Annotated in this window: 15 protein-coding genes; 12 read left to right on the forward strand and 3 right to left on the reverse strand. The window is 40.9% G+C overall.

Features of this window, described 5'->3' with window-relative positions; translation table 11 throughout:
* The first annotated feature begins 121 nt into the window (after positions 1 to 121).
* Positions 122 to 1,057 (forward strand): 2-hydroxyacid dehydrogenase, encoded by a 936-nt coding sequence (locus tag ACQY4U_RS05295; RefSeq protein WP_428328349.1) that lies wholly within the window; start codon positions 122 to 124, stop codon positions 1,055 to 1,057.
* A gap of 40 nt (positions 1,058 to 1,097) precedes the next feature.
* On the opposite strand, the gene panC is transcribed toward ACQY4U_RS05295, so the two are convergent.
* Positions 1,098 to 1,934 (reverse strand): pantoate--beta-alanine ligase, encoded by an 837-nt coding sequence (gene panC, locus ACQY4U_RS05300; RefSeq protein ID WP_428328350.1) that lies wholly within the window; start codon positions 1,932 to 1,934, stop codon positions 1,098 to 1,100.
* Between the two features lie 153 nt (positions 1,935 to 2,087).
* Here panC and ACQY4U_RS05305 point away from each other — a divergent pair, with 153 nt between their 5' ends.
* The 3 genes from ACQY4U_RS05305 to glmS all read left to right on the forward strand — a co-directional run bounded on the left by ACQY4U_RS05305 (position 2,088) and on the right by glmS (position 6,366).
* On the forward strand, positions 2,088 to 2,912 hold the full coding sequence (locus ACQY4U_RS05305) for a glycogen/starch synthase (protein ID WP_428328351.1): 825 nt from the start codon (positions 2,088 to 2,090) through the stop codon (positions 2,910 to 2,912).
* A gap of 15 nt (positions 2,913 to 2,927) precedes the next feature.
* Entirely contained in the window at positions 2,928 to 4,328 is a 1,401-nt protein-coding gene (locus ACQY4U_RS05310; RefSeq protein ID WP_428328352.1) for a DUF4270 family protein, read from the forward strand.
* A 202-nt stretch (positions 4,329 to 4,530) separates the two neighbouring features.
* Positions 4,531 to 6,366, forward strand: a complete 1,836-nt coding sequence (gene glmS / locus ACQY4U_RS05315; protein WP_428328353.1) for a glutamine--fructose-6-phosphate transaminase (isomerizing) — start codon at positions 4,531 to 4,533, stop codon at positions 6,364 to 6,366.
* Between the two features lie 130 nt (positions 6,367 to 6,496).
* Here glmS and ACQY4U_RS05320 read toward each other — a convergent pair whose 3' ends face one another.
* Entirely contained in the window at positions 6,497 to 7,996 is a 1,500-nt protein-coding gene (locus ACQY4U_RS05320) for a catalase (protein WP_428328354.1), read from the reverse strand.
* An 87-nt stretch (positions 7,997 to 8,083) separates the two neighbouring features.
* Between ACQY4U_RS05320 and ACQY4U_RS05325 the strand changes: the two genes are divergently transcribed.
* The 8 genes from ACQY4U_RS05325 to ACQY4U_RS05360 all read left to right on the forward strand — a co-directional run bounded on the left by ACQY4U_RS05325 (position 8,084) and on the right by ACQY4U_RS05360 (position 14,840).
* A complete protein-coding gene (locus ACQY4U_RS05325) occupies positions 8,084 to 9,019 on the forward strand; it encodes a LysR substrate-binding domain-containing protein (RefSeq protein WP_428328355.1) in 936 nt (311 codons plus the stop codon).
* Positions 9,020 to 9,111: 92 nt separating this feature from the next.
* Positions 9,112 to 9,750 carry an MBL fold metallo-hydrolase gene (locus tag ACQY4U_RS05330; RefSeq protein ID WP_428328356.1) on the forward strand — a complete coding sequence of 213 codons (639 nt, stop codon included), beginning with the start codon at positions 9,112 to 9,114 and terminating at the stop codon, positions 9,748 to 9,750.
* A gap of 21 nt (positions 9,751 to 9,771) precedes the next feature.
* Complete coding sequence (locus ACQY4U_RS05335) at positions 9,772 to 10,998, forward strand: ABC transporter permease (protein ID WP_428328357.1); 1,227 nt, start codon at positions 9,772 to 9,774, stop codon at positions 10,996 to 10,998.
* 9 nt (positions 10,999 to 11,007) lie between these two features.
* Positions 11,008 to 11,373: a hypothetical protein gene (locus tag ACQY4U_RS05340; protein WP_428328358.1), complete on the forward strand. Its 366-nt coding sequence runs from the start codon at positions 11,008 to 11,010 to the stop codon at positions 11,371 to 11,373.
* Positions 11,374 to 11,443: 70 nt separating this feature from the next.
* Positions 11,444 to 11,815, forward strand: a complete 372-nt coding sequence (rbfA, locus tag ACQY4U_RS05345) for a 30S ribosome-binding factor RbfA (RefSeq protein ID WP_428328359.1) — start codon at positions 11,444 to 11,446, stop codon at positions 11,813 to 11,815.
* Positions 11,816 to 11,824: 9 nt separating this feature from the next.
* Positions 11,825 to 12,529 carry a peptidoglycan DD-metalloendopeptidase family protein gene (locus ACQY4U_RS05350; protein WP_428328360.1) on the forward strand — a complete coding sequence of 235 codons (705 nt, stop codon included), beginning with the start codon at positions 11,825 to 11,827 and terminating at the stop codon, positions 12,527 to 12,529.
* A 95-nt stretch (positions 12,530 to 12,624) separates the two neighbouring features.
* Positions 12,625 to 12,771, forward strand: a complete 147-nt coding sequence (locus ACQY4U_RS05355; RefSeq protein ID WP_428328361.1) for a hypothetical protein — start codon at positions 12,625 to 12,627, stop codon at positions 12,769 to 12,771.
* Positions 12,772 to 12,866: 95 nt separating this feature from the next.
* Complete coding sequence (locus ACQY4U_RS05360; protein WP_428328362.1) at positions 12,867 to 14,840, forward strand: KUP/HAK/KT family potassium transporter; 1,974 nt, start codon at positions 12,867 to 12,869, stop codon at positions 14,838 to 14,840.
* An 80-nt stretch (positions 14,841 to 14,920) separates the two neighbouring features.
* On the opposite strand, the gene ACQY4U_RS05365 is transcribed toward ACQY4U_RS05360, so the two are convergent.
* Positions 14,921 to 15,658, reverse strand: coding sequence for a head GIN domain-containing protein (locus tag ACQY4U_RS05365; RefSeq protein ID WP_428328363.1), 738 nt, complete (start codon positions 15,656 to 15,658; stop codon positions 14,921 to 14,923).
* Positions 15,659 to 15,791: the final 133 nt, after the last annotated feature.

A 15,791-nucleotide genomic window follows, 5' to 3' on the forward strand; every position in this document is an offset into this window, starting at 1 on the left:
TTTACGTGCCAGTTTATAAAACTGGCGAAAATGTCATCTTTCATTAATAAACCTATCAATTACAGTTAATTAATGCTGCCATTTTATAATTTTGCTGCCTTTACTTTTAAGGACTAAGCAATTGGAAAAAAATATTCTCATCGTTGATGATATACACCCCATATTTATTGAGCAGGCCGAAGCAATGGGTTACCATTGCGATTACAGGCCCACTATAAAAGCAGATGAAGCTTTACAGCTCATAGGCAATTACCAGGGGCTGGTTATCCGCTCAAAGTTTTTACTGAACAGACAATACCTTGATGCTGCCAAAAAACTGCAGTTTATTTGCCGTGCAGGTGCCGGGATGGATAATATTGATGAGCCTTACGCTGCCGAAAAGGGGATAACCTTAATTAATGCACCCGAAGGCAATATGGATGCTGTTGGCGAACACGCCGTTGGTATGCTGCTTTCGCTAATGAATAACTTTAACAGGGCCGATGCACAAATACGCAGTGGTAGCTGGCAGCGCGAAGCTAACCGTGGCTATGAACTAAAAGGCAGAACGGTTGGCATTATTGGCTATGGTTTTATGGGGAAAAGCTTTGCTAAAAAACTATCGGGCTTTGAGGTAAATGTAATTGCCTATGATAAGTATAAAACCGGTTTTAGTGATAAATATGCCCGCGAGGTAAGCATGGAAGAAATTGTTAAGCATAGCGACATTGTTAGTTTACATGTGCCCTTAACTAAAGAAACCAATGGTATTATCAGCGAGGAGTTTTTGTTCCACTTTAAAAAGCCTGTGTTTTTTATCAATACCTCGCGCGGGCAAACGGCTAAGGTACGCGCAGTACTTAATGCTATTAAACAGGGCAAAATATTAGGTGCCGGGCTTGATGTGCTGGAGGTTGAAAAATTCCCGGCCCTTGCCGAACAGGAATGGTTTGATGAGCTAAAACAATCGGGCAAGATATTGCTGACCCCGCACGTTGCCGGGTGGACCTTTGAATCGTACCGAAAAATTAGCGAGGTAATGGCCCAAAAATTATCGGCGCTTAATTCAAGGCCTTAAGTTAAAAGTGAAAAGTTTTTAACTTAAGGCTTTGATGTTATCAGCTTAAAATAATATTATCTATCAGCCTTGTTTTGCCAACCTTTGCGGCTACCAGTGCAACGGCGCTTTTGGTGCTTTCGTTAGCCGGGTGCAGGGTGCTGCCATCGGCTATCTCAAAATATTCCAGCTCAACGCCGGGTTCAGCGCTTATAAGTGAGGCGGCCTCGCTTTGTAATGACGCTATTTGGTGGCTGCTGAAATTTTCCTTAACCCAGTAAAGTGTTTTTGAAAGGATAAGGGCATGCAGCCTGTCGTCGGCAGTTAAATGGATGTTTCTTGAACTCATGGCCAGGCCATCATCTTCGCGCTTAATGGCGCACATTACTAACTTTACGGGCAGTTGCATCAGTTCAACCATTTTGCTGATCACTGCAAACTGCTGGTAATCCTTTTGGCCAAAATAAGCGGTATCGGGGTTTACAATGTTAAACAGTTTATAAACTATCTGTGTAACGCCCTGGTAATGCCCCGGGCGAAATTTGCCCTCCAGTAAACGCTCCAGTTCGCCCATGTTTAAATGCCAATGTTCATTACCATCATACATTTCATTTACTTCCGGGTTGAACAAAACATCGCAGTTTACCTGCTCAAGTAAGCGGGTATCGGCCTCAATGGTACGGGGGTATTTCTCCAGGTCTTTAGGATCATTAAACTGGCTCGGGTTAACAAAAATGCTGCATACAATAACATCGTTTTGCTGCTGTGCCTGCTCAATTAATGACAGGTGCCCTAAGTGTAATGCGCCCATAGTAGGCACAAAGCCAATGGTTTTGCCTGCTGCCTTTATCTGCGCCAGGTATTGCTGCAGGGCTTGCTTTGTTGTAAAAATTTTCAATACGATGTAGTTTTATAATTTGGCAAAGTTGTACAATTGATTAAAAATTACCAAAAGTTACTTGCATAATTGGTTGCCAGTTCATATAATAATGCTTATATTTGCACACTCAATTTTTTTGGACTTCTTTATAAATTAAATACTGATATAGTGATGGGTAAATCTAAGCTTTTGTTTATAACTCACGAAATGTCCCCTTTCCTTGAACTCTCAAAAATTTCTGAAATTACACGCCAGCTTCCGCAGGCTATGCAGGAAAAAGGTTACGAGATCCGTATCCTTATGCCGCGTTTTGGAAATATCAATGAGCGTAGGAATCGTTTACATGAAGTGATCCGTTTATCCGGTATGAATATTATCATTAATGATAATGACAATCCGTTGATCATCAAAGTTGCGTCTATCCCTGCTGCACGCATGCAGGTTTACTTTCTGGATAATGAAGAGTATTTTCAACGTAAGCATGTTTTCACCGATAAGGATGGAAAATTTTATGCTGATAATGATGAGCGAATGATCTTCTTTTGCAAAGGTGCTTTAGAAACTGTTAAAAAATTAGGATGGGCTCCTGATGTAATTCACTGCCACGGCTGGATGAGTGCATTGGTACCGGCTTACCTGAAAACTACTTACAAGGACGATCCGACATTTAAAAATTCAAAAATAGTTTACTCTATTTATGAAAATGATTTCAGCGGACAAATGGATGCCGATTTTGCACAAAAAGCAGTAATGGGCGATATGACCGAAAAGCATACCGAAGTGTACAAACCGGGTACAAATTCAGCATTGTATGCTGGTGCTATCCAGTACAGTGACGGAATTGTGCTGGCAAGCGAAACCATTGATGCTGATGTGTTAAATAATGTTAAAAACAGCAATAAATCGGTTTTAGAGTTCGAATCCACCGCAGATTTCGAAAATTATTACAATTTTTACGACGAAATTGCCAGTGAGGAATTGGCACAAGTTGTATAAGCTTTGAGATCATATATGAAATTTTTCCGTTTAGACTTATTAACGTTGTTGATAAGTCTTTTTATTTTGAATAGTTGTAAAAATCAGGATACTGTAGGTTTAGGCGTTAATTCGTCTTCTCAGCTCAACGGCAGCCTGGTTGATACATCAACAATTGTTATCAATACGGTTCTTGATGATACTGTTGTTACCTCGGGCCCGCTTGGTAAAAATCCACTGGCATTTTTTAACGACCCTATTTTTGGTACAACAGAATCAAGCATAGCCACCAATCTTAATTTACCAGGGGCAGCAGCTTACGCACTTCCGGCCGGAACAATCTCTATAGATTCAACCAGGCTTGTTTTGAATTACGCCGATGGTTTTTATGGCGACTCTATTGCCTCGAGCTACAAGGTTAATATTTACCAGCTTAATGAAAAATATAGCAGCAGTACAGGCTATTATAGCAACAAAAAGTGGGATGTAAATACAGGTACTCTTTTAGGCAGCATGAGCTTTAAAGCCCGTACCCATGATTCAATCAAGATCTATAACATTATAACAGGCAAGCCCGATACGCTTATTAAAGTTCCGCCTCAGTTAAGGATCCCTATCAGCAATAGCTTTGTAATTAATAACGTTTTTAATGCAAGTGGTACAACATTAGGTTCAAATTCTGTTTTTCAAAACACGATTAAAGGACTTTACATTACGCTTGATAAAGCAAATACAACGGGTGCAGGCGGTATTATTTTAATAAAACCTACTGATAGTATATTTGTGTACTGCAAGATCACTAACGGAACAACCATTGATACCACGCAGATAAAACTGCCTATCACTCAAATGGCTGCTGCAATTACGCATACTTATTCGGCTGCTATTAATACCGAGCTTAGCAATACAGGCACGTCAAGAAATACCTTCTATCTACAGGGTCTTGCGGGTTTAAGGGCAAGGATCAAGTTTCCTAACCTGTTGGTAAACCTTAGGAATAATCTGCTTAAAAAAGATAGCGATATTGTTCTAAACCGTGCTGAACTGGTTGTAACGCCAAGCCCGGGGTCGGGTATTCCTTATGTACCGCTGCCTAAGCTTACGTTGTATACATTAGATATTGCGCATCAGCGTACAGTTATTGAGGATGCTAATAAAGGCGATCCACGATCTGGTGGCGTAGGTGTTTTTGGTGGCTTCTATAATCATACCAAACAAAACTATCACTTTATAGTAACAGCATACCTTCAGGATCTGTTGCTGAAGAGAAGTATTGATTATGGTACTTTTATAGCGCCAATTGATACCACAAATACCAAAACGGTCGACTTTGCCGCTACACCACAGGTAGCCGCACGTACGGTTGCTGTTGGTAATGATAAAACAAACGGTTACCAGATAAAACTGAATATCATCTACACCAAGATCAAGAAATAAGATCATACAAAATACGTTTAATCCGGAAGGGATGTGGTTAGCTGCATATCTTCCGGATTTTTTATTTTAGGGTATTTTGGGATGATTGTTATAAAGTTGGATCACTTTTTAAAATATTTTAATATTAACGGCCTGCCCTATATCTATACCCGCTAACCACTAATCTTATTACTTTTGTCAGGTTACATTTAAAATTCTATTTATGTGCGGAATTGTTGGTTACATAGGCTTTAGAGATGCCTATCCTATAATAATAAAAGGACTTCATCGCCTGGAATATCGCGGATATGACAGCGCCGGGATCTCCTTATTTGATAAAGAACTAAAGGTTTATAAAAAAGCAGGTAAGGTAAGTGACCTTGAAAACTTTGTTAAGGATATTGACCTGGGCGGTACCATTGGTATGGGCCATACCCGCTGGGCAACACACGGCGCGCCAAGTGATCGTAACTCACACCCCCATTCATCTGGTGACCGTAAGCTTACCATCATCCATAATGGTATTATAGAAAACTACGGTGTTATAAAAGAAACGCTTTTAGCCAAGGGTCACATTTTTAAAAGTGATACCGATACAGAGGTATTGATACACCTGGTTGAGCACATACAGAATGAAACAGGGCTTGATCTGCGCGAGGCCGTCAGGGTTGCCTTAACCAAGGTGATAGGCGCCTATGCTATTGTTATTATGAGTGCTGATGAGCCCGATTTGCTGATAGCCGCACGTAAGGGTAGCCCAATGGTTATTGGTGTTGGCAAAGGCGAATACTTCATTGCATCGGATGCTACGCCGATTGTGGAGTATACCAAAAATGTGATCTACCTGAATGATAACGAGGTGGCTTACATTCGCCGGGAAGATTTGTTGATCAAGAATATTGATAATACCGTACAAACTCCCTACATACAGGAGCTTGACCTTAAGTTAGAAGCTCTTGAAAAAGGCGGCTATGAGCATTTTATGCTGAAAGAGATATATGAGCAGCCACGATCTATCCGTGATTGTATGCGCGGTCGTATCTACCCGCAGCAGGGTAAGGTGCAGTTAGGCGGTATAAAAGAATATACGGAAAAGCTTAAAAATATCGACCGTATAATTATTGTTGCCTGCGGTACATCATGGCATGCGGGTTTGGTAGGGGAGTATTTGATTGAAGAATATGCCCGCGTACCTGTTGAAGTGGAGTATGCATCAGAGTTTAGGTACCGTAACCCAATCATCACCGAAAAGGACCTGGTGATCGCTATTTCACAATCCGGCGAAACTGCCGATACGATGGCTGCCATTGAGCTGGCTAAAGAAAAGGGTGCAACTATTTTCGGGATCTGTAATGTGGTGGGGGCATCTATTCCGCGTACTACACATGCGGGGGTTTATACCCATGCCGGGCCTGAGATTGGTGTAGCATCAACCAAAGCATTTACCGCTCAGGTAACCGTTTTAACACTGATGGCTTTTTACATAGCACAACAAAGGGGTACCATAACCCAAGGTAAATTAGTTGAGTATTTAACCGAGCTTAACCAAATACCTGAATTGGTGGAGCAGGCATTGAAATCAAACGATCATATCAAGGAGATTGCCGCTAAGTTTAAAGATTCAACCAATTGTTTGTTCTTAGGTAGAGGTAGTTCATTCCCGGTTGCGCTTGAAGGTGCATTAAAGCTTAAAGAAATATCATACATCCATGCCGAAGGTTATCCGGCTGCCGAGATGAAGCATGGCCCTATTGCTTTAATTGATGATGATATGCCGGTAGTTTTTATTGCTACCAAGGATTCATCGTACGAGAAAGTGATCAGTAACATACAGGAGGTTAAAGCCCGTAAGGGACATGTTATAGCTATTGTTACCGAGGGCGATACCGAGGTAAAGGCAATGGCCGACTATGTGATAGAAATCCCGGCGACTGATCCGGCATTTGTGCCGCTGTTGGCTACCATTCCTTTACAGTTGTTGGCTTACCACATTGCGGTAATGCGTGGCTGTAACGTTGATCAGCCCAGAAACCTGGCTAAATCGGTTACGGTTGAATAAAGAATGACCCTGATAGATAATAATTAGTCTATCCCGAAATAATAAAGCAAAAAATAAAAGGCCGTTGATCTGATCAGATCAACGGCCTTTTTTGTATTAACATGCTCATGGATTAACCATCAACAGATATTTATACTGTTTGCGGCATTTGTTTCATGGTTTCATTCAGATCAAGCTCAAGGCCTTTGGCAATAGCCATACCTAAACCAATATCAGCACGGAACCAGTGGCAAAGCTGTCTGTTAACTATCAGATCTTTTTTAGGCCCGTCAATACCGCTCATGGAGTTAACAATGTTTTTTATCAGGTCATGTTTAGCCTGTTCGTCCATCAGGCGGTATAAGTTGCCCGGTTGGGTATAATGGTCGTTTTCGCCTTCGGCGTTACGGTCATACCAATCAGCGGCACCTGTTCCTAAATCCCATGATGGTTCTTTGTAGCTTTGGTCGGCCACAATATCATCAAAGCTGTTAGGGAAATAGTTTGGAGCCGAACCTTGATTGCCATCCACACGCATCTGCCCATCGCGCTCATAATTGTTAATGGCATACGGGCACCTGTTTACCGGGATCTGCTCGTAATTACCACCCAAACGATGACGGTGTGCATCAGGGTATGACAGTAAGCGGCCTTGCAGCATCTTATCAGGCGAGTAGCCAATACCATCAACCACATGTGCCGGCGCAAATGCTGATTGCTCCACGTGGGCAAAATAGTTATCAGGGTTTTTGTTTAGTTCCAGCACGCCAACATCAATTAACGGAAAATCAGCATGCGGCCAAACTTTGGTTAGGTCAAATGGGTTCCATTTGTAAGTTTTAGCCTCGTCCTCAGTCATCACCTGAATCTTTAATTTCCATTTAGGGAAATCCCCCTTGTCAATATGGCTTAACAGATCGTGCTGCGCAAAATCAGGATTTTTACCGCGCATTTCGCCGGCTTCTTCATCTGTAAAGTTTTTAACGCCTTGCTCCGTTTTAAAATGGAATTTAACCCAATGCCTTTCATTATTGGCATTGATCATCGAAAAGGTATGGCTTCCAAAACCATGCATGTGGCGGTAACCGTATGGGGTGCCGCGGTCGCTCATCAATATAGTTACCTGGTGCAGGCTCTCCGGATTTAACGACCAGAAATCCCACATCATGGTAGGGCTCTTACAGTTGGTATATGGGTCGCGTTTTTGGGTATGAATAAAATCTCCGAATTTTTTAGGATCCTTCACAAAAAACACCGGGGTGTTATTACCAACCAAATCCCAGTTACCTTCTTCGGTATAAAACTTAATAGCAAAGCCACGCGGATCACGCTCTGTATCTGCCGATCCTTTTTCGCCACCAACGGTAGAGAAGCGTAAAAAGGTTTTAGTTTCTTTACCAATGGTATTAAAAACTTTAGCCCGTGTATATTTTGAAATGTCGTGAGTAACGGTAAATGTACCATAAGCGCCTGATCCTTTTGCGTGTACAACACGTTCAGGGATGCGCTCGCGGTTAAAGTGAGCCATTTTTTCGTGCAGGATAAAATCCTGTAATAGTATAGGGCCGCGTGGCCCAACGGTCATGGAATTTTCATTCTCGGCATAAGGTATGCCCGATGCCGTGGTTAGTTTCTTCTTGTTGTTTTCCATATAGCTTTTAGTTTATAAATCAAAATTGACGATAATTGTTCGATAGAAAAAATCAATAATTACTATATTTGAATAGATTTAATCTATATGACGATTACACAATTAGAATATATTGTTGCTGTTGACACTTACCGGAGCTTTGTTGCCGCAGCCGAAAAATGCTTTGTTACCCAGCCTACTTTAAGTATGCAGGTGCAAAAATTAGAGGATACGCTGGGTGTAAAGCTTTTTGACCGCAGCAAGCAGCCCGTGACCCCAACCGAGATAGGCATTGAGATAATTACACAGGCCCGCATCCTGTTATCAGAGAGCGAAAAGATTAAGGAGATTATCACCGACAGGCAAAAAGAACTATCCGGCGAATTAAAGATCGGTATAATTCCAACCATTGCCCCTTATATACTGCCCAAAATATTACACGGCTTTATTGAAAAATACCCTCAGGTAAAACTCATTGTATGGGAGCAAACTACCGAGCAGATTATCAGTGAGCTTAAATTGGGGATGATTGACTGCGGGATACTTTCAACCCCGCTGCACGAGAGTAACCTTACAGAACTTCCCGTTTTTTATGAAAATTTTGTGGCCTATGTTTCAAAAAACAGCAAGCTATCAAAAAAGAAAAATATCAGCCCGGAAGATATTGACATGGAGGAGATCTGGATACTGAACGAGGGGCATTGCATGCGCGAGCAGGTATTAAATATTTGCCAGCGCCGTAAGGCTACTCAGGGTTTTAAGCATTTTGAATACAATACAGGTAGTGTTGAAACCCTAAAGCGCATGGTTGATCAAAACAACGGGGCCACCATTTTACCCGAGTTGGCATTAGCCGATTTAACCGAGAAACAGCTGGATAAGGTACGATACTTTAAATCGCCGGAGCCTGCGCGCGAGGTAAGCATAGTTATTCAGCGGAACTTTTTGAAGCGCCGCATGATAGAAGCCCTTAAAAACGAAATACTTGAATTTTTACCTAAACGGATGAAGAGCAAAAAGAAGAAGGAGGTGATGGATATATAAATCCACATCACAATTTTGCCCGCTTTTCCAGGTCCGCTTCTTTGGCGGGGATTTAGGTGGGGCTATTCTCAAATAATCCTTACTTTTACCACATGGCAAATGTTCAATCCTTTGTAAATAATCCTTACCAAGAAAACACTTATATACTGTTTGATGAAACCGGCGAATGTGTGATCATTGACCCGGGTATGTATACTGCACCCGAGCAAAATGCAGTAGTTCACTTTATCCGCGATAATAACCTGAAGCCTGTTTTGCTGCTCGATACCCATTGCCATATTGACCATGTACTGGGCAATAAATTTGTGTTTGATCAGTATGGTTTAAAGCCCCAATTTAATATCGGCGAATTGCCGGTATTGCAGGCCGTGGTAGCTTATGCACCGCAAATGGGGATCAGGTATGAGCTTTCGCCATTGCCGGATGAGTACCTGCCCGAAACCGGCAGCATCAGTTTTGGTAAAACGGAGCTTACATTAATATTTGCTCCCGGCCATTCGCCGGCGCATTTATGTTTTTATGATAAGGCAGCCAATATTTTAATAGGCGGCGATGTGTTGTTTCGCAGCAGCATAGGCCGTACAGATTTACCGGGTGGTAATTTTACGCAGTTGGTTGATAATATTGAACAAAAACTATTTACCCTGCCCGATGATTGTACGGTATACCCTGGCCACGGCCCCGAAACAACCATTGGTTTTGAAAAGCAGACTAACCCTTTTTTAACTTAAATAAAGCTTATTACTCAATAATTGAACACCTCCATTTACATAGCTAAGCGGTATCTGTTTTCGCGAAAGAAAATGCATGCCATCAATATTATCTCGGGCATATCTATGTTAGGGGTACTTATTGGCAGCGCGGCACTGATCATTATTTTATCAGTGTTTAATGGCTTTGAGGAGGTGATTCTTTCTATGTACAGTAATTTTACACCCGAAATAAAGATTGAACCGCGGCTTGGTAAAACATTTAACCCTAATACGGTTTATTTTAATGCCCTGCGTAAGGATGCCAACGTGTTTTCGGGCATAGAGGTACTGCAGGAAAAGGCCCTGATAAAATACGAAGGCAAACCATTTATAGGTACTATCAGGGGAGTAAGCGCCCAGTTTATGAAAAACAGGCAGCTGGATAGTATTATCCAAAACGGCTCATTTACCCTGAAGCTTAATGGTAATAACTTTGCAGTTATTGGCTCAACGGTACAGAGTAGCCTGAGCGTGAGCATAAGGGATCAGTTTGCCCCGCTCGAGATCTATTCGCCTAAAAGGGATGCAAGCAGCTCGGCAAGTGCGCTTAACCAGTTTGTAGTGCGCTCCATTTACCCATCGGGCGTGTTTGCTGTAGGGCAGGAGTTTGATGATATGGTAGTTACCCCGATTGATTTTGTGCGCGACCTGCTCGATCAGCCCGTAAATGTATCATCGCTTGAGTTTAATTATAAGCCCGGTACCGATATTGAAGCAGTACAGCAGGCCATAAAAAATAAAATAGGGAATGATTTTACTGTAAAGAACCGTAAAGAACAAAATACCGAACTTTATAAAACATTAAACTATGAGCGTTGGTTTATTTTTATGATATTAACCTTTGTGTTGATTATTGCAATATTTAACATCATAGGCTCGTTAACCATGCTGGTTATTGATAAGCGTAAGGATATAGCCATTTTAACCAGTTTAGGCGCCAATAAACAAATGATACAGGGCATCTTCTTTTTTGAGGGGATGATGATCTCTGTAATTGGTTGCATAGCAGGTATAATATTAGGTTTGGGATTTTGTATATTGCAGCAACGCTATGGGTTAGTAAAAATGGGCTCAAAAATGTCGCTCATTGATGCTTACCCGGTTGCCATAAGGCTTACTGATTTTGGCCTGGTATTTTTAACGGTTGGAGCCATAGCTGTCATAGCATCGGGTATAAGCGCCAGGTTGAGTATTAAAGGGTTGGATGATATTAAACAGGATCTATAATTTTAACAAATGCAGTTAAGGCTGATAAAATATTTAATGTGTGTGTTGGTTATTGCAGTATGTTCGTGCAGTAATAAAGACCAGGAAACAAAATATGTTGTTTATAAAGGGGTATATAGCTTTGGCCCCGAAGAAAAACTATTTAAAGATTGTAATACCGGCCGTGAATTTTGGGCAACCGATAGCTCTAAACAACTGGAACTTAAATACTCGCAGCTAAACTTTGAAAAACCTTACGAACCCGTTTATGTTGAAGTAGAGGGTGTAAAGATCCATTCGGGTAAAGAGGGCTTAGGATCAGAGTACGATAGTACGCTGGTAGTAAAAAAAGTAATAAAAATAACCAAAGAGATTCCGCAGGATATGTGTAACTAAGGCGGGATAAAACTTAAAAGATTTATAGGGTAAAAAGCTTTCTGCTTTTATCTTCATTTATAACAGAATCATGGAATCAAAACGTCAGCAAAAATTTGCAGGAGTAATACAGGAAGACCTTGCCGCTATATTTCAGCGCGAAGGGATGAACTATTTGCCTAATACACTTATTACCATTACCAAAGTAAGGGTAACGCCTGACCTGGCAATCGCAAGGATATTTTTAAGCTTTTTTAATAATACCAATAGCCAGTTAGCTTTAAATACCATTAAGCTGCATGCTTCCGAGATCAGGTATAAGTTAGGTGCACGTATAAAAGACCAGGTAAGGGTAATCCCGCAACTTGAGTTTTTTGTGGATGATACCAGCGAATATGTTGAGCGCATGGATAAGATATTTGACAAAATAAACAAGGAAGACAAACAACCGGAAACGGAATAATTGTTTGTGATGGATTCCAATGCTAAGTTAACCGCTTATCTAAACGCCAACCCTGGTGTTGCAGGTAAAGTAGTTGATTTTAACGCCGCTACTGATAAACTTTATCATTTTAATCTTACAGCATCAAACCAGGAGCTTGATGCTGATACCTTTTCTGATACCAACAAATTTACAAGCTGGATAACCGCAAAGCTTAGCCAGGCCAATTGTAGATATGGCATTGGCGGCTATATGGAAAACAGAACCATTTATGCCCGTAGCGCTCATTTTGATACTACAGACGAACCACGCCGCCTGCACTTAGGTGTTGATATATGGGCCGATGCAGGCACACCCGTTTATGCCCCACTTGATGGCGTAGTACATAGCTTTCAGGATAATGATAATTTTGGTGATTACGGGCCAACTATTATTCTATCACATAATCTGGATGGCCTAACGCTATATTCTTTATACGGGCACTTGAGCCGCGAAAGCCTGAAGAGGTTAAGTGTAGGCCTCGCCATTCATAAAAATCAAAAAATTGCCGCCTTTGGTAAGCTTAACGAAAATGGTAACTGGCCGCCACACCTGCACTTTCAGCTCATATTTGATATGCAGGGTAAAGCAGGCGATTATCCCGGCGTATGCCGTTTCTCTGAAAAGGAGATCTACCTCAAAAATATCCCTGATCCACAATTGATCCTCAAATTTCCTGCTGCTGTTAATCAATAATTAGCACTTATTTGCGCTGTTTTGCATCGGTATAGTTTACCATGCTTCAAAATTGATTTTTTAAAACCTATCAAAATGATAATCATACTATCAAAATGATAGGCTTTCTTGATAGTGTAAATAATACACCGAAATCGCAATTATTTGTAAATCAGTTTGTTTTGTTTGTATTGGGTTTTGTATATTGCCGTGGCATGGCTATTGGCGTAGCAGTTTATCAAAAACTGATCTTCTCAAAATGATAGTATACTGTTATTTGTGTTTAGTCTATGCATTTCTATGTTCCGGTTATACCGTTTTGTACTATCGTTTTCCAATTTCCACTTTATCCTGATTCATGAACTCCCATTTAAAAACACTTTCTTTTGCGGGTGCCCTAATTACCCTTGGTATTATTTTTGGCGATATTGGTACATCGCCACTATACGTTTTTCAAACTTTATTGGTTGAAGGGGGCAAGATCAACCCGGAATTGGTATTAGGATCTATATCCTGTATTTTTTGGACTTTAACCCTGCAAACCACTTTTAAGTACATTGTAATTACCCTGCAAGCCGATAATCATGGCGAGGGTGGTATATTTTCACTTTATGCGTTGGTTAGGCGTTATGGCAAATGGTTAGCTATACCAGCTATAATAGGTGCCGGTACTTTACTGGCCGATGGGATTATTACCCCGCCCATATCTGTAACATCAGCTATTGAAGGCTTGAGCAATGTCCCTGCGTTGGCTTCTATGTTTGTGCCAGGAAACAATCTTATTTTGGGTATTGTAATTGGTATCATGTTATTGCTGTTTTTCTTTCAGCAATTTGGTACAAAGGTGGTGGGCTCTGCATTTGGGCCGGTAATGCTGCTTTGGTTTTTGATGATCGGGGTTTTGGGAGCAATTCAGTTTGCACACAACCCTTCTATTATAAAAGCTATTAACCCTTATTATGGTATAACCTTGTTAATGAATCATCCAAGGGCCATATACCTGTTGGGTGCTGTGTTTTTATGTACCACAGGTGCCGAGGCCTTATATTCAGATTTAGGCCACTGCGGGCGTAAAAACATCCAGGTAAGCTGGATCTTTGTAAAGATAACGCTAATATTAAGTTACCTGGGCCAGGGTGCATGGGTACTGATGCAGCCTGCCGGAAAAGATTTTACGGGTGTAAATCCATTTTACCAGATAGTGCCTAACCCGCATTTGTTTATGATCCCATGTGTCGCATTGGCAACAATGGCAACCATCATAGCCAGCCAGGCATTGATCAGCGGATCATTTACCTTGATAAGCGAAGCGGTAAGTATGAATTTTTGGCCAAGGATCACTATTAAGTACCCATCAAATATCAGGGGGCAGATCTATATCCCAAGCATTAACTGGATCCTTTGTTTTGGTTGTATCGCGGTATCGCTTTACTTCCGTACTTCTGAAGCTATGACAGCTGCTTATGGGTTCTCTATCACTATTGCCATGCTCATGACCACTGTATTAATGTACTACTTTATGCGTTACGTTAAGCATTGGCCTGTTTGGTTGGTTACCATAATTTTATGTGTGTTTTTAACCGTTGAGTTCTCGTTCTTTGTAGCTAATGCTATTAAGTTACTTAAAAGGTTATTTTTCTTAGTGTTTGAGTTTGGGTTAATATTTACCATGTACATCTGGTTCAAAGCTCGTAAGATCAACAACCGCTTCCTACACTTTATTGATCTTAAGGATCAGATCCCTTTGTTAAATGCGCTAAGCTCAGACCAATCGGTAAGTAAATATTCAACGCATTTAATCTACCTTACAAAGGCAAACAACTCAAAACAGATAGAGGAAAAGATCATGTACTCTATCATGAGCCGTAAGCCAAAAAGGGCGGATACGTATTGGTTTATCCACATTGAAACTACTAACGAGCCTTATACTATGGAGTATAGTGTTGAACAGCTTGAAGAAGGTAAAGTGATAAGGGTTGAGTTTAGGTTAGGTTTCAGGATACAGCCACGTATCAATGTATTATACCGTAAGGTTATTGAAGATATGGTTTCGCGTAATGAGATTGATATTACCAGCCATTATGATTCCTTAAAGAAATTTAAGATCACTGCCGATTTCAGGTTTGTGATAATGGAGAAATTCCTGTCGTACAACAACCATTTCAGCTTAAAAGAAGGATTTATATTGAACAGCTACTTCGCCATAAAAAAATTAGGGCTATCAGAAGCCAAAGCTTTTGGATTGGATACCAGCGAAACCTATGTTGAAAAGATCCCAATGATAGTGAAACCATTAGGTAACATTATACTGAAACGGATAGACGCTGTATAAGCTATCCTGTAATTAATAAAAAAAGGGTGTATAAAGTAATTACTTTATACACCCTTTTTTTATTATCTATATTGAACAACTTAGTTGCCGTGAATATCTCCGCTGCCGCTTTTGGCTTTTGAAACATTTTTAGGGCTGCCTGTATAGTGAATATCGCCTGATCCATTAACGGCGGCATCTAATTTTTCACTTGCGTTAACGTAAGCATCGCCCGAGCCTGATACGCGGATTGCGGTGCTTAAAGTAGTAAGATTTCCGCCTGAATAATCGCCTGAACCAACTACGCTTACAATGCTGCTTTCAGCATGGCCCGATAATGTCATATCGCCCGAGCCTGTGATGCTGCTTTCAATTGATTTAGCCGTGATCTTACCAGACATATCGCCCGATCCGCTGATCCTTAATTTAATAGCACCTACGGTGATACCATCTCTGAACCTTACATCGCCCGATCCGGTTATGCTGATGTTATTTAAATCTTTAGCAGTAACATAAATAGCTATTTTTTTATGATTGCCAAACCAGTTGCCCCAGCTAAAGGTATCGTGCTTGCTGTATACTTTTAATACACCGCCGTTAACATCTGTCATAACTCGGTCTATCACATCGGCAGGGGCTTCAACCTTAACAGACTCAACCGCGCCTTGTGTAATAAACACATCAAACGGGCCGGCTACATTAATGGCATTAAAGCCCGATAAATGGCGGTCTACAGTTTCTCTGATACTTATTTTTACCGCAGGAGCTGGTTTTGCAAATGTATAGCCGGTACCTGCCAAAAGTAAAGCAGCCAGCAAAAATTTAGTAATTGATTTCATATTGCTTACAGTTTTGTTTTATAAGACGCAATATATGCGTTTAGGTTGCATACGTGGTAAAATAAGTAGCCTGCATCATTAAAACGGAGCACCTTTTACATTATACTAACCAAATAGTGTCGGGTTTTATTAA

The sequence above is a fragment of the Mucilaginibacter sp. genome (assembly GCF_965277465.1).
In the GTDB taxonomy this organism is placed as follows: Bacteria; Bacteroidota; Bacteroidia; order Sphingobacteriales; family Sphingobacteriaceae; genus Mucilaginibacter.